This is a genomic window from bacterium, assembly GCA_035307765.1.
Lineage (GTDB): Bacteria > Sysuimicrobiota > Sysuimicrobiia > Sysuimicrobiales > Segetimicrobiaceae > Segetimicrobium.
Window position 1 is genome coordinate 117,096 of sequence record DATGHU010000006.1, and the last position, 20,050, is coordinate 137,145.

A 20,050-nucleotide genomic window follows, 5' to 3' on the forward strand; every position below is an offset into this window, starting at 1 on the left:
TCCTACCCCTTGCCCACCGCGTAGTAGTCGACCTCCCAGGAACTGGCAAACGTGACGCCCCGCACGTTCGACCGGAACGCGTACGGGACCACCGGCTGAAACATCGGTGCCCACGGCCCGATCTGGGCGATCGTCCGGTTGAGCTTCAGATAAAGCGCCGCGCGTTTGGCGTCGTTGACCTCGCGCTCGGCCTCGCGTCCAAGGTCGGCCAGCTGTCGCGTCTCCGGTGTAGCGTCCGCCGGCCAGCCCGCGCGCACCGCGACGGTCCGCCCGGGGACGAACCCCAGGTAGTAGCTCACGTCGGGGAAGACCGCCGCCCACGCCCAGATGCCGAGCTGGTTCTTGCCGTCGCGGTACTGCTGAAGGGCGAGGGCGGTCGGCAGGCCGTTGAGCGAGATGCGGATGCCGACGGCAGCGAGGTCCTGCTGCACCTTCTCGGCGATGACGCTGTTTTGCACGCCGTAAAAGACGAGGTCGCTCGAGTACGTCAGCACACCGCTCAGCGGGCCCAGGTTGGCTTCTTTCAGCAGCTCCCGGGCGCGGGCGCGGTCCGTCGGTACCGCCTCGGAAGAGGGGAGGGCCCCCGGGAAGTTCGTGGGTATCGTGCCGGCGAGCCGGATGGCTCCCGGCCCGGCAAGCGCGAGCAGCCCCTGGTAGTCCAGCGCGTAGCGCACGGCCTGTTGCACTTTCGGGTTGCTGAACGGCCCCCCGATCTGGGGGTTGTTGTTCATCATGACGTACAGGAGGTTTGAGGCCAGACTCGTCTTCACCGTGACGCCGGGAGCATGCGCGAGGGTGCGGATTTGGTCCGGGCCGATGGCGAGGGCGATGTCCAGGTCGCCCCTGCGCAGCTCGAGATCCTGCGTCGCCGGCTCCTTGATGTTTCGAATGATGACCCGGCCGAGTGGCGGGGCTCCGCGCCAGTGGTTGGGGTTCCTCGTCAGCACGATATCCTGATTCGGCGTGTAGCTCGTCAGGATGAACGATCCGCTTCCCGCCGATTGGCTGTTGAGAAAGGATTCGGCCTTGTCGGTTTCCTTTGCGTCGGGCCCCGCCTCGCCCCCGTGCTCCATCACCAGCCTGCTGTCCACGACGCTGCACACCGGGCTGGAGAGAATCGCCAGGATCCCGGGACGGGGATCGCGGAGGCGGATCACCGTCGTCAAGGGATCCCGCGCCTGAATCTCCTCGACACCGTCCAGGAAGAACGCCGCGTTGCCCTTGATGTTCATGAGCCGGTCAAGCGACCACTTCACATCGGCCGAGGTGAGCGAATTCCCGCTCGCGAAGCGGACCCCCGGCCGGAGCCTAAATGTGTAGGCCCGGCCATCGTCAGAGATTGTCCACCCGGTGGCCAGCGACGGGCGGGGGGTCTTGAGGTCTTCACCCTGGAACGTGACCAATTGATCGTAGGTCACGTGGGCGATGTTGTTGGTGCCTTCCTCGAGTTCCCGCCCAGGGTCGAGCGTTTTGATATCGAAGTTCGAGCCGACGATGAGACTGGATGGCGACGATGCCGCGGCACGTACCCGGCTCGGATGTATCCACGCGCCGATCCCCGCGACCCCGGTTGCGGCCGCCGCCATCCGAAGGAGGTCCCGCCGCCGAACCCGGCCCGCACCATCACCCTGCGATTGCATGACCGTTGCCACCTCCACACGCACGAGATTTTCACCAAATTCTTCCACAGACGCCGAATCCCTGCGGCGATGGGCACGATCGTTCCGTTTTATGGGGAAGGATTGCGCGGACTTGAAACGGAATACCGATCCGCTGGCATGGGTCGCCCGGCTGGTATGAGGTGACGTCGATTCCACAGGATCGCCCGGTGCACTTACCCACGCTCAACCTGTTCTCGCTCGAAGGGCGCGTCGCCATCGTCACCGGCGGCAACCGGAACATCGGGTTGGGATTGAGTCGGGGCTTGGCCGGCGCCGGCGCAAGCGTCCTCATCGCGAACCGCGGCGCGGAAAGCGGGGAAGCGGCCGCCGCGCTCCTGCGGAATGAGGGCTGGGATGTGGAGGCGATTCCGACCGATGTGAGCGACCGGGACGCGTGCCAGCGCATGGCGGATTTTGCGGTTACCCGCTGGGGCCGAATCGATGTCCTCGTGAATAACGGTGCGGTGCGCGTCGACAAGACGGCCGCTGAGCACACGGCCGACGATTTCGACTGGATCATGGGCATCAACGTGCGGGGAGTCCTGCACGCCTGTCAGGCTGTCTACCCCGTGATGCGCGCCCAGGGTAAGGGGCGCATCGTGAACATCGGTTCCATCTCCGCCCGCAAGGGCGTGGTGAAGCGGACCTCCTACAGCGCATCCAAAGGCGCGGTCATCGCGCTGACCCGAGGCCTGGCGGTGGAATGGGCGGCCGAGGGCATCACGGTGAACGCGCTCTCTCCGGGATCGGTCGCACCGCCGGACCGACCGCCCGACCCCTCGTCGCCCCGGTTTCGGATCACGACGGATCTCATCCCGCTCGGTCGCATTTCCGGCCCAGAAGATCTTGTTGGATTGTGCGTCTTTTTGGCCTCGGACGCGTCGTCCTATGTGACCGGGCAAGACTTTCTCATCGACGGCGGGTGGACGTTGACGATGCGCCCGATGTCGGCGCCGTAACGTGAACTCGGACCTCGACGCTCTTTTTCGCTCTCGGGTGTCCGGCGTCCAAGCGCAGACGATCACGGCGAAGATTGCCGAATTCTACCGCTCGCCTGGCTCCTCACGGAAGCCGACCCAGCTGCCGCCGGGTGTGGTCGGACTGGGGTTCGATGAGATGGCGCGCCTCGTTGGGGCGATGCGCAGGCGACGCGCGACCTTGGGGCGATAATCCTTACGACCGCGGCGTTGAGTTTTATCGGGTTCGGCGCGCAGCCGGGATCTCCGGACTGGGGACGGATGGTCGCGGATGGCCGTGGGTACATGCGGAACTACTGGCGGGTCGTGGTCTTTCCCGGGCTGGCGATTTTGTTGTCGGTTGCTGCGTTCAACCTTGCCGGCGATGCTGCACGAGACGCCTTCGATCCGCGGCTGCGCGGGGGGTGACGCGCCATGCCGGAAGCAATCACCCGATAGAGGGGGGAGGGGAGACATTGAGCGAACCGCGATCCCGGCACCAGATCGTTCAACCGAACGGCGTGTACAGAACTCCGAGCTACGTCCCGGCGGTCCGCGCGGGGAACACGCTGTACCTCGCGGGCCAGGTGGGCCGCGACGAAACGGGCAACCCCGTCGGCCCCAATGATGCGGTGGCACAAGCCAAACAGATCTACAAGAACATCGGCCGAATCCTCGCCGCCGCGGGAGCCGACTGGACCGACGTCGTCAAAGTCACCACGTACCTCGTCGACCGTGCGGACTCGGCGGGCGTGAGCGCCGTGCGTTTCGAGCATTTCGGCGACTACCGCCCGCCGCACACGGGGCTTATCGTGGCCGGCCTCGGCAGCCCCGAGCTCCGTGTCGAGGTGGACGTGATCGCGGTCCTGGAACACTAACCGGGCTCGATGCGAATCCCCAACCTCGACGAAACCTGGCAGCACCGACAACTCCTCCCGACGCTCGAGGGCATCGTGCGGCGAGTCCTGATCGATGAGGACTTTGCCGTGACGCAGGCGGCGGGACTGGAGCAGGATGTCAGCGCGTTCTTGGGAGGCGGTCATGCCGTCGCGGTGCAGTCCGGAACCGCCGCGCTCTTCCTGACGCTGCTCGCGCTCGGGGTGGGGTCGGGGGACGAAGTCATCACGGCGCCCAACTCGGATCTGGCCACCACGGCGTCCATTAGCCATACCGGCGCCCGATTTGTCTTCTGCGACGTCGAGCCGGACACGATGAACCTCGACCCCGCGCTGGTCGAGAACCGGATCAGTCCCCGAACGAAAGCGATTCTCCCCGTGCACCTGTACGGCCATCCCGCGGAGATGGGGCCGGTCGTGGAGATCGCGCGACGTCACCGCCTCCTCGTTATCGAGGATGCCTGCCTCTCCATCGGTGCGTCGTACCATGGGCAGGCGACCGGCCTCATCGGGAAGGCGGGTTGCTTCAGCTTTGGGATCCGAAAGGTCATCAGCGGGGCGGGCACCGGAGGCATGGTCGTCACCCACGACCCGGAGTTGGCCCGGCGTATTCGGCTCTTGCGAGCGGTGGGGCAATACCCGGCGATGAACGAGATGACGCCGAGTGCGCGCGAGGAGGTGCACGGTCAGCAGAACCTGGTGGAAGGGTACTATCTCCAACTCAACAACATGCAGGCCGCGATCATTCGGGAGAAGCTCCACCACCTGCGCGAGTGGCAGGCCCGGCGGCAAGACCTCGCCGACCGCTACGCCCGCCACTTCGCCGGGACCCGAGTGACGGCGCCCGTGGTGCGGCCCGGCTGCACGCACGCCTGGCGGGATTATGTCGTGCAGCTGCCGCACCGCGCTGAGGTACGCCGCGCCCTGCGCGAAGCCGGGATCGCCACCGCGCTCCGCTATGTTCCTCCCGTGTACCTGCAGCCCGTCTACCGGCACCTCGGTTTGGGTCCGGGGAGCTTCCCGGTCGCCGAGCGCTTGGCTGACCGGGTGTTGGGCCTACCGATGTACCCGGGGTTGCACACGGATCAGGTCGACGAGGTGGCCTCGGCGGTGCTGGCGGCGCTGCGTACGGTGAATGACTGAGCTCCCGGCAGCTATCGGTTCCGGAACCTTGGATCGAGGAAGTCGCGCAGGCGGTCGCCGACGATGTTGATCGGTAGCACGAAGGTAAAGATCGCCAGCCCCGGGAAGGTGCTGATCCACCACTGATCGAGGTAGTTCCTGCCCGCCGCCACCATCGAGCCCCACTCGGGGATTTCGGGCGGCGGGCCGAGCCCGAGGAAGCTGAGCGTCGCGAACGTGAGGATGGCCCGGCCGATGTCCAGGGTGCTGAGGATGACGATCGGAGAGATCGTTCCCGGCAGCAGGTGGCGAACCAAGACCCGGATCCGTGAGGCGCCGAGCGCGTGCGCGGCCTGCACGTACTCCCGCTCTCGCAGCGCGAGCACGAGCCCGCGCATGTAACGCGCATAGGTGGGCCACCAGGCGATCATGATGGCGATGATGGCGTTTCGGATGCCCGCGCCGAGGGCCGCGGTGATCACCATCGCCAGGATCACCGTAGGAAAGGCGAGCATCAGGTCCGTGACCCGCATGATTGTCTCGTCGACCGCGCCGCCCAGGAATCCGGCGGTGCTGCCGATGACCACGCCGAGCAGCATCGCCAGCACGACGGCGGCGATGCCCACGGGAATCGAGAGGCGCGCACCGTAACACACGCGGGTGAGGATGTCCCGCCCCAACTGGTCCGTGCCAAGCCAATGGGCAGGCGAGGGCGGAGAGAGCCGCGCGGCGATGTCCTGCGCCAGCGGCAGGGACGGTGCGAGGTGCGGCGCGCTCACGGCGACCAGCACCCACGCCGCGATCAGGGCGAGACCGCAGACGGCGACCGGAGACCGCGTGAACCCGCGCGGCAGCACCCGTGGGAAGCGGGGCGTCCTGCCGCGGAGGGGGGAGGAAACCCCTCCAACCGTGGCGCCCATGCCTATCCGACCCGGACCCGCGGATCGAAGAGCGCGTACGCGATGTCGACGAGCAGGTTGACGAAGATGTAGACCGTCGCGACCGTAATCCCGACGCCCATAATGGCCGGGAAGTCGAGCGAGGTCGCGCTGCTGAATGCGTAGAGACCGAGCCCGGGCCAGGCGAACACCGTCTCGGTAACGACGGCGCCGGACAGGAGATCGCCGAAGCTCAACCCGATGATCGTGACGACCGGGATGAGCCCGTTCCGGGCGGCGTGCCGGAAGATGACGTGCCACCTCCGCAGGCCTTTGGCCCGTGCGGTTCTGATGAAGTCCTCGTCCAACGTCTCCAGCATGCTCCCGCGCATCACGCGCGTGATCCTGCTCAATCCGTACAGCGACAGCACGATGGCCGGCAAGACGAGATGGCCCGACCAATCCCCGATGACGTCGAAGCGGCGCGCGACGAGCGCGTCCACGAGCAGGAATCCGGTCATGAACCGGGGCGGCACGATCGACGCGGTAAGGCGGCCGGGCGAAGGGGCGATCCCAAGTTGCGCGTAGAACACGAGCATCGCCATCAACCCGAGCCAAAAGACCGGCAGCGAGACCCCCGCCATGGATACGACGCGCGCAACCTCGTCGATGGCCTTCGCGCGGTTGACCGCCGACACAATGCCGAGGGGGACTCCGACGGCGATCCCCACCGCCATCGCCGGGATGGCCAGCTCGATCGTGGCGGGGAGGTGTTGGCGGAGATCGAGCAGCACGGGTTGCTTGGTGGAGATCGACGTCCCCATGTCGCCGTGGGTCAGGTTCCAGAGGTAGATGAGGTACTGTTGGTATAACGGTTTGTCGAGGCCCCAGCGGTGCCGAAACGCGGCGACCACGGCGGGATCCGCGGCGGCCTGCTCGCCGACGTTGGCCGTGACCGGGTCCGCCGGCACCGCATGCGAGAGCACGAAACTGACCACCGTGATCCCCGCAAGCATGGGGATCAGGAGCAGGACGCGCCTGAGGATATAGGTCTGGAGATGCACGGTCAGCCCGGGACGGAGCGGCCATCAGGCGGCCAGCGCGTCCGTCCTCGTGGGCGTATCGTCGGCTACCCCTTCTTCACGGTTGTGTAGTCAATGAACCAGGTACTGGCCAGCACGACGCCGCGGAGGGTCGACCGAAAGGCGTAGGGGGCCACCGGCTGGAACATTGGTGCGAATGGGCCGATCTCCGCAATCTTCCGGTTGACCTGCTGGTACAAGGAGACCCGCTTGGCGTTGTCGATCTCGGTCTCCGCCTTTGTCGCCAGGTCCGCCAACGCCTGCGTGTCAGGACTGGCGTCGGCCGGCCAGCCGGCACGCTTGCCCACCGTCCGGCCGGGGACGAAGACCAGGTAGTCGCTGACGTCGGGGTAATCGGCCGCCCAGGCCCAGATACCCAGCTGATCTTTCGCATCGCGGTACTTCTGGAGCGCGATGCTGCTCGGCAGACCATCGAGGGTGATCTGGATGCCTACTTTCGCCAGATCGGCCTGGACTTTTTCCGCGACGATGCCGAACTGGACCCCATAAAACACGTTGCCGGTCGAGAATGACAGCTGCCCCTTTAGGTCGCCAGGGTTCGCATCCTTTAGGAGCTGCTTCGCCCGGTCCAGGTCGGTCTTCACGGCCTCGCTCGATGGGAGCGCGCCCGGGAGGGTGGTGGGGATCACGCCGGCCAGCCGGACGGAGCCCGGGCCGGCCAGGGCGAGAATCCCGTTGTAGTCGAGCGCATAACGGACGGCCTGCTGGACCTTCGGATTGCTGAACGGCCCCCCCACTTGCGGATTATTGTTCATAATGACATACAGCAGGTTGAGCGCCGGCGCGGTCTTGACGGTGACGCCGGGGGTTTGCCGGAGCGACCGCGCTTCGTCGGGACCGATGCCCCAGGCGATTTCGAGATCGCCTCGCTTGAGCATGAGTTCCTCGGTCGCCGGCTCCTTGATGTTGCGCACGACCACCCGGGAAATCGATGGGGCGCCGCGCCAATGGGTCGGGTTCTTGACCAGGACGATCTCCTGGTCCCGCGTTTGGCTCTCCAAAATGTACGGACCGGATCCCGCCGAGTGATCGTTGAGGTAGGCTTCCGCCTTATCCTTCTCCTTCGCATCCGGGCTGGCATCCCCACCATTCTGCGTCACGACTTTGCTGTCGAGGACGCCAAGCACCGGACTGGAGAGAATGGGGAGGATCGCCGGGTGGGGGGCGTCGAGCTGAATCACCACAGAGTAGGGATCGGGCGCGAGCACGTCCTGGACCCCGTTGAGCAAGAACGCCCCGTTGCCCTTGATGTATCGAACGCGGTCGAATGACCACTTGACGTCCGCGCTGGTCAGCGGATTCCCGGTGGCGAACCGGACGTTCCTGCGCAGCGTAAAGGTTAATGTCTTTCCGTCGGGCGAGACCTTCCAGCCGGTCGCCAGCGATGGCTTGGGTGTCGTGAGGTCCGCACCGTCGAAGGTGACGAGGGAGTCGTAGGTGGCGTGGCCGATGTGACTGCTTCCGTTCTCCAGCTGGCGACCGGGGTCAAGGGTTTTGATATCGAAGCTGAAGCCGGTCACGAGAGTGTCGCTTGGGGCCGCGCTGGCCAAGGAGATCCCCAGCGTGCCGCGGGTCAGCCAATAGCCCGCCCCTCCTCCAACCATCCTCATGAGATCCCTACGAGTCACGCGAGTTCTCCCCGAGTTTCTTGCGTCCTCCGTCATGTCGCGCCCCCTCCTACGTCAGCTGCGTGCGTAAGCCTGTTTGTGGCTGCGCGCGGTCGTATCGCCCGTCGGGCGCCGTGCGAAAGGTTTCCGGGCGCCTGCGTGCCAAGGAAAGTCTTGATACTATACTGGCGGATGCAAAAAAACTCCTCCTCCGGGTGAAGAGCCGAATGGTATTCTGAGAAACGACCACACCTACGCAAAAAGCGACAGGATTGTTCGTTATGCCGTCGAAACCAGCCCAGAATCTGCTCGACGCCTTAGGGTCGATGTGTCGCCGCTTCTCACAACACGCGTGTTGCATGCGTCCGGCATACATCAAAACGTTTCCGAAGAGCACGTCGCTGTTGGAAACATTAGCGTGATGACATTCAATGGAGGCAAATGTGAGGGCACCGATTGGCTCGGTCCGGTATCGAACCGTCTGGACTCCCTTCGACGAGGAGATGCGGGAGGCCATGCTCCGGCCGACCCCCGGGCCAATCTACTATGATGGACCCGAGGTCGAGGCGTTCGAGCGTGAAGCGGCCTCATACCTTGGTGTTGCGCATGCGCTCGGGGTTGGGTCCGGAACGGCGGCGCTGTACCTGGCGATGCTCGCCCTTGGCCTCGGCCCAGGCCATGAGGTGATCGTCCCCGCCAACGCCTACCTTGCCCCCGCGGAGTGCACCATCCAGGTCGGAGCGCGACCGGTGTACTGCGATGTCCGCGAGGATACGGCCAACCTCGATGCCTCGACCGTGGGGCCGCTGCTGAGTCGGCGCACGAGGGCGATCGTCGTCGTGCACACATACGGTCATCCCGTAGACATGGATCCGCTCTTGAACTTGGCTCGACGGGAGCGGATCTACGTGATCGAGGACGTGGCGCACGCGCTTGGGGGAACGTACAAGGGACGCATGCTGGGCTCGATCGGCGACGCTGCGGCCGCGAGTTTTGCCCGCAAGGGCGTGACGGTCGCCGGCCAAGGCGGGATGGTGTTCACGGGGGACCAAGAAGTGTATCGTCGGATGGTGCGGCTGCACCGCCACGGTTGGGATCGCGGGGATGCCTACCGAACGGCCGTCCACGCCGTAGGTTTCAACCACACATTGAGCGAGAGCCTCGCGGCGGTGGGCCGCGTCTCCCTGGGTCGCCTCCGAGCCAACAATCGCATGCGTGCGGATAATGCCCGGCGGTACACCGAGGGACTCGGCCGGCGAGGGGTCCCCGTGCGCCCGTTCGCGGTGATGCCGTGGGGGGAGCATGCCTGGCTGCACTACGTCGTGCGGGCGCCCAATCGTGACGCGCTCAGGAGGTTCTTGGGGGAGCGGGGGATCGAGGCGGGCATCCACTATCGCTCCCTCGTGTACCGGACGCCCGCGTATGTGTCGCGGACGGGAGAGGATCCCGGCCCGCGACCGGTCACCGATCGACTGGTCGAGGAGATCCTCACATTGCCCTCCCATCCCGACATGGGCGACGGGGTGGAGGACGTCATGAATGAGGTCGCCGAATTCTATGCCGCCCCGTGATGCCGACCTGGCATTCCTGCCCCTGACGGCGCTCTCCCGCCTCGTGGAGAAGCACGAGGTCTCGCCGGTGGAGATCGTCAGCGCGCTGCTCCCCCGGATCGAGCGGTACAACGAGGACCTGCGAAGTTACATTACTATCTGCGGAGACTCCGCCCTGGTCGCGGCGCGGGCGGCCGAGGACGACATCGTGCACGGGCGCCGCCGGGGGCCGCTGCACGGGCTCCCGGTGGCCCACAAGGACATCAGCGCGACCAAGGGGGTGCGGACCACCGCCCACTCGCGCACGCTCCTTGAGTTCGTGCCGGACCACGACGCGACACACGTACGCCGCCTGTCCGAGGCCGGCATGATCCTGCTGGGGAAGACGAACACGACCGAGTTCGCCTGCGGGGCACTCGACGTGTTCGGGCCCCACCGCAATCCCTGGGATCTTTCCCGATACGCGGGCGGGTCGAGCGGAGGTTCGGCCAGCGCGTTGGCGGCCGGACTGGCGGTGGCGGCGACCGGGTCGGATACGGGCGGGTCGATTCGCGTGCCGGCGAGCTTTTGCGGGATCGTCGGTGTCAAACCCACCTATGGCCGCGTGAGCCGGTACGGGGTGATCCCGCTCAGTTGGAGCATGGATACCGCCGGGCCGATGGCGCGAACGGTCGCAGACTGTGCGATGCTCCTCGGGGTGATGGCGGGGCATGACCCGCTCGACCCGACGAGCGCGAACGTGTCCGTGCCGGATTACGGCGAGGGCCTCACGTCGGGGGTCAGGGGCCTGAGGCTCGGCATACCGCAGCAGCATTTCTTCGAGGGACTGGACCCCGAGGTCGACGAGCGGGTTCGGACGGCGCTGGGGCAGTTCGAGACGCTCGGGGCATCACTTGAACCGGTGGACCTGCCCCGCGCGCGGGATGTTGCCCCGGCGCAAGCCGTGCTCACCATGGTCGAGGCGTTCGCGGAGCACGCCAGCCGGCTGCGGCGGGCGGCTTCGGCCTACGGGCTACGCACGCGCCGGCGCATCGCCTCCGGCGCCTTCTATACCACGGCGGACTACGACGCCGCGGTGCAGGTCCGGACGCTATGGCGGCGCGAACTTGAAGCGGTGCTGCGTCATGTCGATGCCCTCGTGACACCCACCGTGCCGCTCCCGGCGTTTACCGTGGAAGCGCAACTGGCCGAGGCGGGTCCGCCCGACACGGGCTGGTTGACCCGGCACTTCAATTTCTCAGGTCACCCGGCGCTGACGCTCCCGTGCGGCACAACCGCCGCCGGGCTGCCGGTGGGTCTTCAGTTGGCAGGTCGGCCCTTCGACGAAGCGACGTTGTTCAGGATCGCACATGCGTACGAACAGGCGACGCCATGGCACACTCGGCGTCCGGCCATGCGGGAGGTTGTGTAGCATGGGCGTGGAGCGCGCATGGCTTCGGGCAGAAGCCGAACGACTCGGTCTGGCGCTCACCGATGAAGACCTCGCCGCGATCGGCCAAGCCGTCAGTACGACCCGCACCGAGCTCGCCGGGGTGCAACCGGCCTCCCCCGACGAGTCAGCCGGTACTCCGGTCGGATTCCTGCCGATCTCGTTCCACCGGCCGTCGTAGCGCCCGTTCTCAGGCGGGCGCCGCGCCGATCTCCTGCACGTTTCTGAACGCGGAGGACACGGCATGCTGGTACTGCGGAACGCCACTGTCGTGACCGGCGACGGCGCGACGGTGATTTCCGACGGGGCGGTCGTGGTCGAGGGCGCGCGGATCGTTGAAGTCCGCAGCGGTTCGCACTCCCGGACCGGCGGCGGGGACACCGTCATGGATCTCGGCGGGCGCCTGATCGTGCCGGGCGCCATCAACTCCCACGCGCACGGGAGCGTTGCGTGTCCCCTCTTTGCGAGCGGGGCGCCGCCCCTGCCGTTCGAGCGCGTCCTCGCCAATCTGGACTACCATCTGCTCGGCGGCACGACGACGCTCTTGAACCTCGACGGCTTCAACCTTCCCGAAGAGGTCGATCGGAGCGTTCGCGCCCATCCGATCAACCTGCGCTCCGCGACGATTCACTTCCCGTTGTCGTTTCAAGCCGCGAACGAGGCCGATGGAAAAGGCCTGGCCCCCGCACACTTGGCCATGAGCGTGGAGACGATGCTGGCGCACGGCGCGGTCGCGATCGGGGAAGTGGGCGGCGGCCACACGCTCGCAGGGGGGGGCCAAGACTACATGTACATCCCCATGGCCGTGGAACGGGAGACCGGCGTTCGCCTCACGCCTCACCAGGCTGCGGGGATCAAGTACGCGGTGCTGGGCCGACGGGGTCAGGTGGAGGCATACGACCGCGCGCGCGTGGAAGCTGTGCTCGCGCAGGTTGGCCTCGCGGGCCGGATGACGCCCGAGCGCGCGCGGGAGATTATCCACAGCACGGTGCTGCCCTCGTTTCAGGTTGCGCTCGACGGGTTACGCGAGGCGGGCCTCTTAGCGGCACGCCACCGCGTCCCCGTTGTGGTGCACACCTCCGCGCCTTCGGAGGCCGCGATCGATGACGCCGCAGATGCGGCCGGATCGTTCCTTGTCTCGGGGCACACCAACCATTCGACCTTCACGGTCGAAGAGTCGCTCGCGTGCGCGAGGCGAGTGAAAAAGAAGGGCGCGTGGATCGAGGTGTGTACCCTCGACGCTTTCGGTGCCCGGAAGCTCGTGGAGCGGCCCGACAACATGTATGCGTTGTTGAGGCACGATCTGGTGGACCTCGTCGCGACCGACTATGCCGCCGGGCGCTGGGACAACCCGTACGTGGGCATGGCTCACGCGGTCGCGGACGGCGTGCTTGCGCTGCCGAAGGCGGTCACGCTCGTCACGAAGAATGTGACGGCGGCGTACCCTGGGCTCGCCGCCGACCGGGGCGAGATCGCCCCCGGCAAGATCGCCGATCTCGTCGTCTGTCGGGGTCGTCTCGACCAGGTAGATCTCGTCTTCGTGAACGGTACGCTTGTCTGCGAGGACGGGACGGTCAGGCGCTCGGCCGGCGCGGAAGGGTGCACGTGATGCGGGTCATCGTCGTCGGGGGGGGGATCGTCGGCGCGTCAGCGGCGTTTCGGCTGGCCGAGGCCGGCGCCGAGGTCGCGCTCCTCGAAGCGGGCCGCCTGGGCGGCGGGACCTCGGCGGCGACTTTTGCATGGCTCAATTCCAACGACAAGTCCCCCTTCGAGTACCACGAGCTGAATGTCGCCGGAATGACGGAGCATTCCCAGCTGCGCCAGGAGTTCGAGACGGCGGCGTGGCTGCATCTCGACGGCAACATCGAGTGGGCGCCCGATGGGTCGATGGCCGCGGCACTGAGCGCCAAGGTGGAGCGGCTTCGAGGGTGGGGGTACCCGGTGGAGTGGTTACCCGTCTCCGAACTGCGGAGACTCGAGCCGGAGTTGCGGGCGCCGACGGACGTTACTCAGTTCGCGTTCTATCCATCGGAAGGCTACGTCGATGTTCCGGTGCTGGTTGGCGCGCTGGCGCGGGCGGCGGCGGAGGCCGGGGCGACGGTCCGGAACGGCTGCCGGGTGACTGCGCTGACCCTCGACCGCAGCCGTGTTCGTGGGGTCGTCACGGCTGAGGGTGAGCGCCTCGACGCGGACCTGGTTGTGAGCTGCGTCGGCCGGTGGACGGATCAGTTCGTCGCTCTTGCGGGTGTCGGGCTGCCGCTCGCGCCGACGAGCGGCCTGCTCGCAATCTCGCATCCTTCCGCGGTTGGGGTCCGTGCCATCCTGCACACGCACGAAGTGAACCTGCGGGCCGACGGGGGAGGGCGGGTCATGATGCGTGCCGGGGAGTTCGACCGGACCGTGGGGCCGGAGACGCCTGTTGTCCCGTTGCCGGAGGTTTGTGCGCAGGTCCTTGAACGGGCGACTCGGGTACTGCCCCGGCTTGCCGGGACGGGGTTGGAGGCGGCGCGGATTGGCGTTCGTCCCATTCCTGCGGACGGCTACCCCGCGGTGGGCCCGGTCCCCGGGGTCGAAGGCTTGTATGTCGTCTGCACGCACAGCGGTGTCACGTTGGGACCCCTGTTGGGTCGTTTCATCGCTCAGGAGGTGGTGAAGTGCGAGGTGGACAAGCGCCTCCGACCGTTCCGGGCTGCTCGGTTAGCAAAGGCGGCAGGCGCCGAATGAGATAAGCGGTCCAGTGGTTCTTCATACCGTTCGGGGGACGGGACTTTACCGACTGCACACACTAGGCGAACCCTCCGCGGCGGTGCGCTGATCCGTTTCCACTCACTCGCCCCGGCGGGTCATCGTGGCGGGCAGGGGAAATTCGTTGGGATCGATCGGGATTTCGATCACCGCCGGCCCGCCGCACCCCAGCGCGGCGGTCACGGCATCTCCGATCTGGTCGGGGTGCTCCGCGTAGTACCCCCGGGCGCCGAAGAGTTCCGCATACCTGTCGAACCGAGGGTTGCCGATGTCGGTGGCGATATAGCGTTCCGAGTAGAATTGCTTCTGGTAGGCCTTCTCCGAGCCCCAGCAGTTGTTGTTCATCACCAGGGTGACGACGGCGATCCCATGCCGCACCGCCGTCTCTAGTTCCTGCGCGTTCATGAGAAAGCCGCCGTCCCCGTGGATCGCCAATACCGGCGATCCGGGCCGAGCCAGCTTTGCCCCGAGGGCGGCCGGAAAGGCAAACCCCAGCCCTCCCAAGTCGAGGGGTGTGAGCAGGGTGCGGGGGTGGGAGAATTGCAGACGGTCATAGCCGTACGCCGGCGCCGCTCCAGCATCCAGCGCGATGATCGCCTCGGGGGGGAGGACGCGCCGCAGTTCGGCGTAGACGCGCTGGGGCTTGACCGGCCGCGAGTGGAAATCGGCTTCCGCCGCCAGCCGTGCTTGGCGCTTGGCGCGGAGTTCCTGGGTTTCCCGCTGCCACGCCTCTCGCGTCCGGTACACCGGCTCCTCTGAAAGGACGGAGAGCAGGGAAGAGGCGGCTTCTTTCGCGTCGGCCTGGATGCCCAAGATGACGGGGTAGGTCCGCCCGATGTCGCGGCCGTCGACGTCGATCTGAACGATCCGCGCCCCCGACTTGATATAGCGGTCGTCGTAGTAGGTGGTGAACTGTCCCAGGCGCGTCCCGATCGCCAGCAGCAGGTCGGCCCGGCGGCAGGCCGCGGCCGCTTCGGGGGCGCCGGCTCGGCCGAGCGGCCCGACGTACAGCGGGAGCGCGTTCGGAACGGCGTCGTTGCGCCCGTAGGCGGTGACGGCCGGCACCGCGTGCCTTGTGCTCAACTGTGCCACCAGGTCGTTGGCCTTCGCCCACGTGACGCCGCCGCCCACGAGCAGGAGCGGGCGCTCGGCTTGCCGCAGGTGGCGGGCTGCTTCCCTGACGGCGTCCGGATGCGGCGGTTGGGGGTGCGACGGTCGGTAACTCGCCGCGGGCCCCACCTCCGTCCGGACAACCTGATCATTCAGAACGTCCCGGGGGATGTCGACGAACACCGGCCCCTTGCGACCGGTCATGGCGCTGCGCAGAGCGAAATGGAGGATCTCCGGGATGCGGTCCGCCTTGTTGACCTGGATCGACAGCTTCGTCACCGGCTTGAACATGCTGACCAGGTCGAACTCCTGGAAGGCATCCTTATAGTAGTCTCCCAGGCGTGGCCCGCCGGCGATGGCGACGACCGGGGAGTGGGCCGCGTACGCCCCGGCGATCCCCGTGAGCAGGTTGATGGCCCCCGGTCCGGCGGTCACCAGGCACGCCGCGGGAGTCCCCGCGACCCGCGCCAGGCCGTCGGCCATGAACGCCGCGCCCTGCTCGTGGCGTACGTTCACGTACCCGACGCTTTTGTCGTCGTAGAGGGCGTCCAGGACGTCGAGGAAGGTTGAGCCGACGATGCCAAAGATGTGCCGCACCTGTTCGGCTTTCAGGAGTGCGACGACTGCCTGGCCCCCGGTCATCTCCGCCACAGACGAGCCTCCCCTGTCCTCCGCAGATCCGCGTGCATACGCAGATGCGGCGGGGCGGCGGCGATCTCCTCCGCGCGCGGCGTGAGGTCGACTCCTCCACGCGGTGCGGAGCCGATCAAAAGCAATCGCTAATGTACACTCGCATCTGTCTGCCGGACCAGGATGGCGCCCGGCGCTGCGCGAACACGCATATGAGCCAGACTCGATGCGGCGCCAGGTTCATCGATGGCCTGGGGTGGTTCGCCGGCGCCGAGGTCGTCGTGTCTGCTCTCGTTCATTCCGGGAGTGCGGAGGACGGTTGGTGCCACACCCGAGGGTCGACAGCGTCGCTCATGCGTGCATCTGCGGCCGGGCGCTCCCTGCCGGTCCTCATCGGCTGCAGATCCGGGGGGCCACCGGCCTAACAGTCCGCCCGCTGCGGTGGGCGGACGAGCACCCGGCCAACTCCCACGCCGCCAACGGTGAGGGTGCCCCGGTAGCTGAGCGCGATCCCTCCCAAGCTGAAGCGCGGGAGTTCCAATGGGCCTTGGACGGCCGACGAAACTGCCCGCCGGGCGGGACGGATTCGGTGCGGTGCAGGTAACCGCTGCCGGCGTCCAGTGCCTTAGGCCAAGCCGCGCGGCGCGACCGTGACCGGGAGGGCGGTGGTGGCCGCGGTAGATGTCCTGCCCGCTCGTTCGCGGGAGGTCGTGAACGCGCGGTTCGCGGACCGCTTCGAGGTGGTGCACGCGGACCGCGGAGACGTCGGGTGTCGGGTGGAGATCGCGCGCAGTGCGGACGTGATCCTGGCGGGGTGGACGGCGGTCGAAGCCGCGGTGATCGAGACCGCCTCGCGCTGCCGGGTGATTCAGAAACTCGGCGTCGGTGTCGACAAGATCGACGTCGCGGCGGCCCAGCGCCGGGGAATCCCCGTGCTGTGCGCGGCGGGCATCAACGCTGACGCCGTCGCCGAGATGACGGTGCTCCTGATCCTGGCGGTCGTCCGGCGGCTGCGGTGGGCGGCGGAGGAACTGCGGGCGGGGCGCTTTCAAAAGGAGGCGCTGCGGGTCAGCACCTTTCAGCTGACGGGCCGGACGGCCGGCCTCGTCGGGGCCGGTCACATCGGCCGCGCCGTTGCCAGGCGGCTCGCCCCGTTCGGCGTCCGAGTGGTCTACTACGATATCCGCCGGCTGCCCTCGGAGATCGAGCGGGACCTCGGAGTCTCGTATCTGCCGCTGGACGAGTTGGTGGCCACCAGCGACATCGTTTCCCTCCATCTGCCCAGCACCCCCGAGACCCGCGGCATGTTCGACGCCGACCGATTTGCAAAGATGAAGCCCGGCGCCATCTTCATCAACACCGCCCGCGGGGCCCTGGTTGACGAGCACGCGCTGATCGACGCTGTCCGGCGGGGGATCGTGCTCGGCGCGGGACTCGATGTGACGGCGGAAGAGCCCCTGCCTCCGACGTCGCCCCTCCTGCGGCTGGAGAACGTGCTGGTGACCCCCCACATGGCCGGGGTCGTCGCCGACAATTTTCCGCGGGTGATCGAGCACGCCTACCGCAACGTAACGGCAGTGCTCAGCGGCGCGGCGGTGCCGGACGAAGATATTGTCTTCTGGCCGCCGGCGCCCACGCGCTGAGGGACGGACGGCATGACCGCGGCGCGCGACACGGTGCTCGGCGTAGCGCAGACCCCCCCGACGTTCGACGTGCCGCGCAACGCCTGCGATTGCCATGTCCACGTTTTCGCTCCGCCGGATCAATTCCCGTTCTCCGCCGGCCGGGTCTATACGCCCGGTGTGGCGTCGGTGGACGACCTCCGGTCGCTGCAGCGCGTCCTCTACCTCGACCGCGTCGTCATCACCCAGGCGAGCCCGTACGGGGTGGACAATTCCTGCCTGCTCGATGCCCTCCGCCGGCTGCACCCACGCGCGCGGGGCGTCGCGGGCGTCAGCAGCGCGACGGCGGAGGCTGCGCTCGAAGCGATGCAGGAGGCCGGCGTGCGCGGGGTCCGCGTGAACCTCGAATCGCACGGGCAGCGTGATCCTGCCGCTGCGCGCGATCTCATGCTCGGGGCGGCGTCGCGCGTGGCCGCCATGGGCTGGCACGTCCAGATCTATGCCACCCTCTCGGTCATCGCCGCCCTGCACGACACGATCCTGTCGCTGCCGACCCGAGTGGTCGTCGACCATTTCGGGCTGGCCCAGGCGGCATCCGGCCCCGCCCAGCCCGGATTCGACACCCTCCTCTCCCTCCTCCGGGGCGGCAGGATCTATGTCAAGCTGTCCGCCGCGTACCGGATCTCCACCCAGGACGACTACGACGATGCGGCGGTGATGGCGCGAGCGTTGATCGATGCGAACCCGGACCGCATCCTCTGGGGGACCGATTGGCCGCATCCCGGCGGGATCAGCGGGGAGAAGCGGGATCCCGGGCGGATTGAGCCGTTCCGGCCTGAAGACGACGGGCGTGCCCTGAACCGCCTGAGGCGGTGGGTGCCTGACCCTGCGCAGCTGCGCAAGATCCTAGTCGAGAATCCCGCCCAGCTGTACGGCTTCTGAGCCGGAGTCAGGAGCGAATCGAAGCGGGAGTCCGCCTGGTTGCTCGCGCGCCGCCATCCATGGCGCTTCGAGGTCCTTGCGCGAAATGTGGAACGGCCGTCGGGATCAGTTCGAGATCCCGACGGCCGGAGAGTCGAGCGCGGCGATCCCTATGGCGTGTCGTGCCCGTACCCTTGTCCTGACCCCCACGATTGCGACGGCCACCCGCGATCTCGGTTGAAATGGTCAAACTGCCGAGTTGTCGAGCACGAGAAATCCTGCCGGCTTTGGTTGTTTCCCCATCCTCGTTGGGGGAAGCGAGTGGTGCATGGTGCCATCGAGCGTCCATCCCGGCCATTCGCGTCGTAGCGGTTGAACTGAAACCGGTCAGCGGAGGCCGTCGGTTGAGAAGTGGCGTAGAGTGCGGGCCGGGTGGGCACCGCGGCCTGCGCGGGTACGATCTGGAACGCCAGGCCAACCAGGGCCGCGGCGAACATGCTCACAATGGGTTTCATCCTCACAACGAGCCGTTGGATTCGCATCGTCTTCCTCCCTTCAAGATGTGATGTGCTTCGGCTTCACCTTCAGCCTAGCTGGGGCCGTCGAAGATTTCGTGAATGTGTGGTGAAACATCGATGAATATATCAGATTCTCCCAGCTCCGTGGAGTCGTCATTCGCCCGCGCGCGGTCGCCCCACCGCCGGAGGAGTCACGGTGAACGTCAAGCACCGGGCATCTGGGGCGTCGGCGGGCACGGGGCACAGGATCGATCGCACCTCCCGCCGAAGGTCGCCCGAAGCGAGGCGGCCAGTTTTCCGAGGAGGCGGACCATGATCGCAACGCTTGCCTTCGGGCGGACCGGGCACAAGAGCACGCGGACGATCTTCGGTGCGGCGGCGCTGGCGCGGGTTACCCAAGACGAAGCCGACAAAACGCTCGACCTGCTCCTCCGCCATGGGGTCAATCACATCGACGTCGCCGCGAGTTACGGCGACGCTGAGCTGCGGCTCGCCCCCTGGCTGAAAATGCACCGCGATCGATTCTTCCTCGCCACGAAGACGAGAGAGCGCACGTACGATGAGGCGAAGCGCCAGATCCACCTTTCGCTCGAGCGCCTGGGTGTGGAGCGGGTCGATCTCATCCAGCTTCATAACCTCGCCGACCCGGTCGAGTGGGACACCGCGCTCAGCCCGCGCGGTGCCCTCGACGCCTGCGTCGAGGCGCGCGAACAGGGCTTGGTGCGGTACATCGGGGTCACCGGGCACGGCACGCAAATCGCTGCGACGCATCTCCGCAGTCTCGAGCGCTTCGATTTCGACTCGGTGTTGTTGCCGTACACCTACGCGATGATGCAGGACCCTCATTACGCCGCGATGTTCGAGCGCGTCGTGGCCACGTGCCGTGGGCGGAAGGTGGCGGTGCAGACGATCAAGGCGATCGCACGTCGTCCTTGGTGGGGTCGCGAGCACACGCGGGCCACCTGGTACCAGCCACTCGAGGAGCAGCGCGACATTGATTTGGCCGTGCACTGGGTATTGTCGCGTCCTGGCATTTTCCTGAACACCGTCGGCGACACCGCGCTTCTGCCGAAAGTGCTCGACGCCGCCAGTCGGTTCACGTCGGCTCCGGACGAGGCGGCACTGCGCGAGGCGACCGCGCGGCTCGAGATGCTTCCGCTGTTTGCCTAACGGCGCCCCGAACGTAGCGCCATCGTTTGAATTGGAAATAGATGAGACGGGAGCGCTTCACCCGTCGGCGCTCCACGGTGATCACCCAGCCGCCGGGGAAGGTGGCCCGAGGTCCCCCCTGGCCGCGTGCCG

At 67.1% G+C, this 20,050-nt stretch carries 16 protein-coding genes and 1 pseudogene; 12 read left to right on the top strand and 5 right to left on the bottom strand.

Annotated features, from left to right (window positions below):
• Nucleotides 1–2 precede the first annotated feature (2 nt).
• Nucleotides 3–1,652, bottom strand: coding sequence for an ABC transporter substrate-binding protein (locus tag VKV57_01900; GenBank protein ID HLW58658.1), 1,650 nt, complete (start codon nt 1,650–1,652; stop codon nt 3–5).
• Between the two features lie 176 nt (nt 1,653–1,828).
• On the opposite strand from VKV57_01900, the gene VKV57_01905 reads away from it, so the two are divergent.
• The 4 genes and pseudogenes from VKV57_01905 (at nt 1,829) to VKV57_01920 (ending at nt 4,656) form a co-directional block, all read left to right on the top strand.
• A complete protein-coding gene (locus VKV57_01905; protein HLW58659.1) occupies nt 1,829–2,620 on the top strand; it encodes an SDR family oxidoreductase in 792 nt (263 codons plus the stop codon).
• A gap of 201 nt (nt 2,621–2,821) precedes the next feature.
• Nucleotides 2,822–3,046 (top strand): annotated as a pseudogene (locus tag VKV57_01910) (ABC transporter permease subunit).
• 47 nt (nt 3,047–3,093) lie between these two features.
• On the top strand, nt 3,094–3,495 hold the full coding sequence (locus VKV57_01915; GenBank protein ID HLW58660.1) for a RidA family protein: 402 nt from the start codon (nt 3,094–3,096) through the stop codon (nt 3,493–3,495).
• Between the two features lie 9 nt (nt 3,496–3,504).
• Nucleotides 3,505–4,656 (top strand): DegT/DnrJ/EryC1/StrS family aminotransferase, encoded by a 1,152-nt coding sequence (locus tag VKV57_01920; GenBank protein HLW58661.1) that lies wholly within the window; start codon nt 3,505–3,507, stop codon nt 4,654–4,656.
• 11 nt (nt 4,657–4,667) lie between these two features.
• Here the strand turns inward: VKV57_01920 and VKV57_01925 are convergent, their stop codons facing one another.
• From VKV57_01925 to VKV57_01935, 3 genes are all read right to left on the bottom strand, one after another.
• Nucleotides 4,668–5,555, bottom strand: coding sequence for an ABC transporter permease (locus tag VKV57_01925; protein ID HLW58662.1), 888 nt, complete (start codon nt 5,553–5,555; stop codon nt 4,668–4,670).
• Between the two features lie 2 nt (nt 5,556–5,557).
• Entirely contained in the window at nt 5,558–6,577 is a 1,020-nt protein-coding gene (locus VKV57_01930) for an ABC transporter permease (protein HLW58663.1), read from the bottom strand.
• A 65-nt stretch (nt 6,578–6,642) separates the two neighbouring features.
• Nucleotides 6,643–8,220: an ABC transporter substrate-binding protein gene (locus VKV57_01935; protein ID HLW58664.1), complete on the bottom strand. Its 1,578-nt coding sequence runs from the start codon at nt 8,218–8,220 to the stop codon at nt 6,643–6,645.
• A gap of 446 nt (nt 8,221–8,666) precedes the next feature.
• Here VKV57_01935 and VKV57_01940 point away from each other — a divergent pair, with 446 nt between their 5' ends.
• From VKV57_01940 to VKV57_01960, 5 genes are all read left to right on the top strand, one after another.
• Nucleotides 8,667–9,794 carry an aminotransferase class I/II-fold pyridoxal phosphate-dependent enzyme gene (locus tag VKV57_01940; GenBank protein HLW58665.1) on the top strand — a complete coding sequence of 376 codons (1,128 nt, stop codon included), beginning with the start codon at nt 8,667–8,669 and terminating at the stop codon, nt 9,792–9,794.
• On the top strand, nt 9,781–11,184 hold the full coding sequence (locus tag VKV57_01945; GenBank protein HLW58666.1) for an amidase: 1,404 nt from the start codon (nt 9,781–9,783) through the stop codon (nt 11,182–11,184). The genes VKV57_01940 and VKV57_01945 overlap by 14 nt, the downstream gene beginning before the upstream one ends.
• A 1-nt stretch (nt 11,185) precedes the next feature.
• Complete coding sequence (locus VKV57_01950; protein ID HLW58667.1) at nt 11,186–11,383, top strand: hypothetical protein; 198 nt, start codon at nt 11,186–11,188, stop codon at nt 11,381–11,383.
• A 63-nt stretch (nt 11,384–11,446) separates the two neighbouring features.
• Nucleotides 11,447–12,811: an amidohydrolase family protein gene (locus VKV57_01955; GenBank protein ID HLW58668.1), complete on the top strand. Its 1,365-nt coding sequence runs from the start codon at nt 11,447–11,449 to the stop codon at nt 12,809–12,811.
• Nucleotides 12,811–13,926: an FAD-binding oxidoreductase gene (locus VKV57_01960; protein ID HLW58669.1), complete on the top strand. Its 1,116-nt coding sequence runs from the start codon at nt 12,811–12,813 to the stop codon at nt 13,924–13,926. Before VKV57_01955 ends, VKV57_01960 begins: the two co-directional genes overlap by 1 nt.
• 102 nt (nt 13,927–14,028) lie before the next feature.
• Here VKV57_01960 and VKV57_01965 read toward each other — a convergent pair whose 3' ends face one another.
• Nucleotides 14,029–15,699, bottom strand: a complete 1,671-nt coding sequence (locus VKV57_01965; protein ID HLW58670.1) for a thiamine pyrophosphate-binding protein — start codon at nt 15,697–15,699, stop codon at nt 14,029–14,031.
• Between the two features lie 656 nt (nt 15,700–16,355).
• Between VKV57_01965 and VKV57_01970 the strand changes: the two genes are divergently transcribed.
• The 3 genes from VKV57_01970 to VKV57_01980 all read left to right on the top strand — a co-directional run bounded on the left by VKV57_01970 (nt 16,356) and on the right by VKV57_01980 (nt 19,918).
• Nucleotides 16,356–17,330: a 2-hydroxyacid dehydrogenase gene (locus VKV57_01970; protein HLW58671.1), complete on the top strand. Its 975-nt coding sequence runs from the start codon at nt 16,356–16,358 to the stop codon at nt 17,328–17,330.
• A 12-nt stretch (nt 17,331–17,342) separates the two neighbouring features.
• Nucleotides 17,343–18,251 (top strand): amidohydrolase family protein, encoded by a 909-nt coding sequence (locus VKV57_01975; protein ID HLW58672.1) that lies wholly within the window; start codon nt 17,343–17,345, stop codon nt 18,249–18,251.
• A gap of 809 nt (nt 18,252–19,060) precedes the next feature.
• Nucleotides 19,061–19,918, top strand: coding sequence for an aldo/keto reductase (locus tag VKV57_01980; GenBank protein ID HLW58673.1), 858 nt, complete (start codon nt 19,061–19,063; stop codon nt 19,916–19,918).
• Nucleotides 19,919–20,050 lie beyond the last annotated feature (132 nt).

Bases quoted from the DNA above. Each gene is read 5' to 3' on its own strand.
- VKV57_01980 (HLW58673.1), top strand. From the start codon at position 19,061: ATGATCGCAACGCTTGCCTTCGGGCGGACCGGGCACAAGAGCACGCGG.
- VKV57_01950 (HLW58667.1), top strand. From the start codon at position 11,186: ATGGGCGTGGAGCGCGCATGGCTTCGGGCAGAAGCCGAACGACTCGGT.
- VKV57_01935 (HLW58664.1), bottom strand. From the start codon at position 8,220: ATGGTTGGAGGAGGGGCGGGCTATTGGCTGACCCGCGGCACGCTGGGG.
- VKV57_01920 (HLW58661.1), top strand. From the start codon at position 3,505: ATGCGAATCCCCAACCTCGACGAAACCTGGCAGCACCGACAACTCCTC.
- VKV57_01945 (HLW58666.1), top strand. From the start codon at position 9,781: ATGCCGCCCCGTGATGCCGACCTGGCATTCCTGCCCCTGACGGCGCTC.
- VKV57_01955 (HLW58668.1), top strand. From the start codon at position 11,447: ATGCTGGTACTGCGGAACGCCACTGTCGTGACCGGCGACGGCGCGACG.
- VKV57_01975 (HLW58672.1), top strand. From the start codon at position 17,343: ATGACCGCGGCGCGCGACACGGTGCTCGGCGTAGCGCAGACCCCCCCG.
- VKV57_01960 (HLW58669.1), top strand. From the start codon at position 12,811: ATGCGGGTCATCGTCGTCGGGGGGGGGATCGTCGGCGCGTCAGCGGCG.
- VKV57_01965 (HLW58670.1), bottom strand. From the start codon at position 15,699: ATGACCGGGGGCCAGGCAGTCGTCGCACTCCTGAAAGCCGAACAGGTG.
- VKV57_01925 (HLW58662.1), bottom strand. From the start codon at position 5,555: ATGGGCGCCACGGTTGGAGGGGTTTCCTCCCCCCTCCGCGGCAGGACG.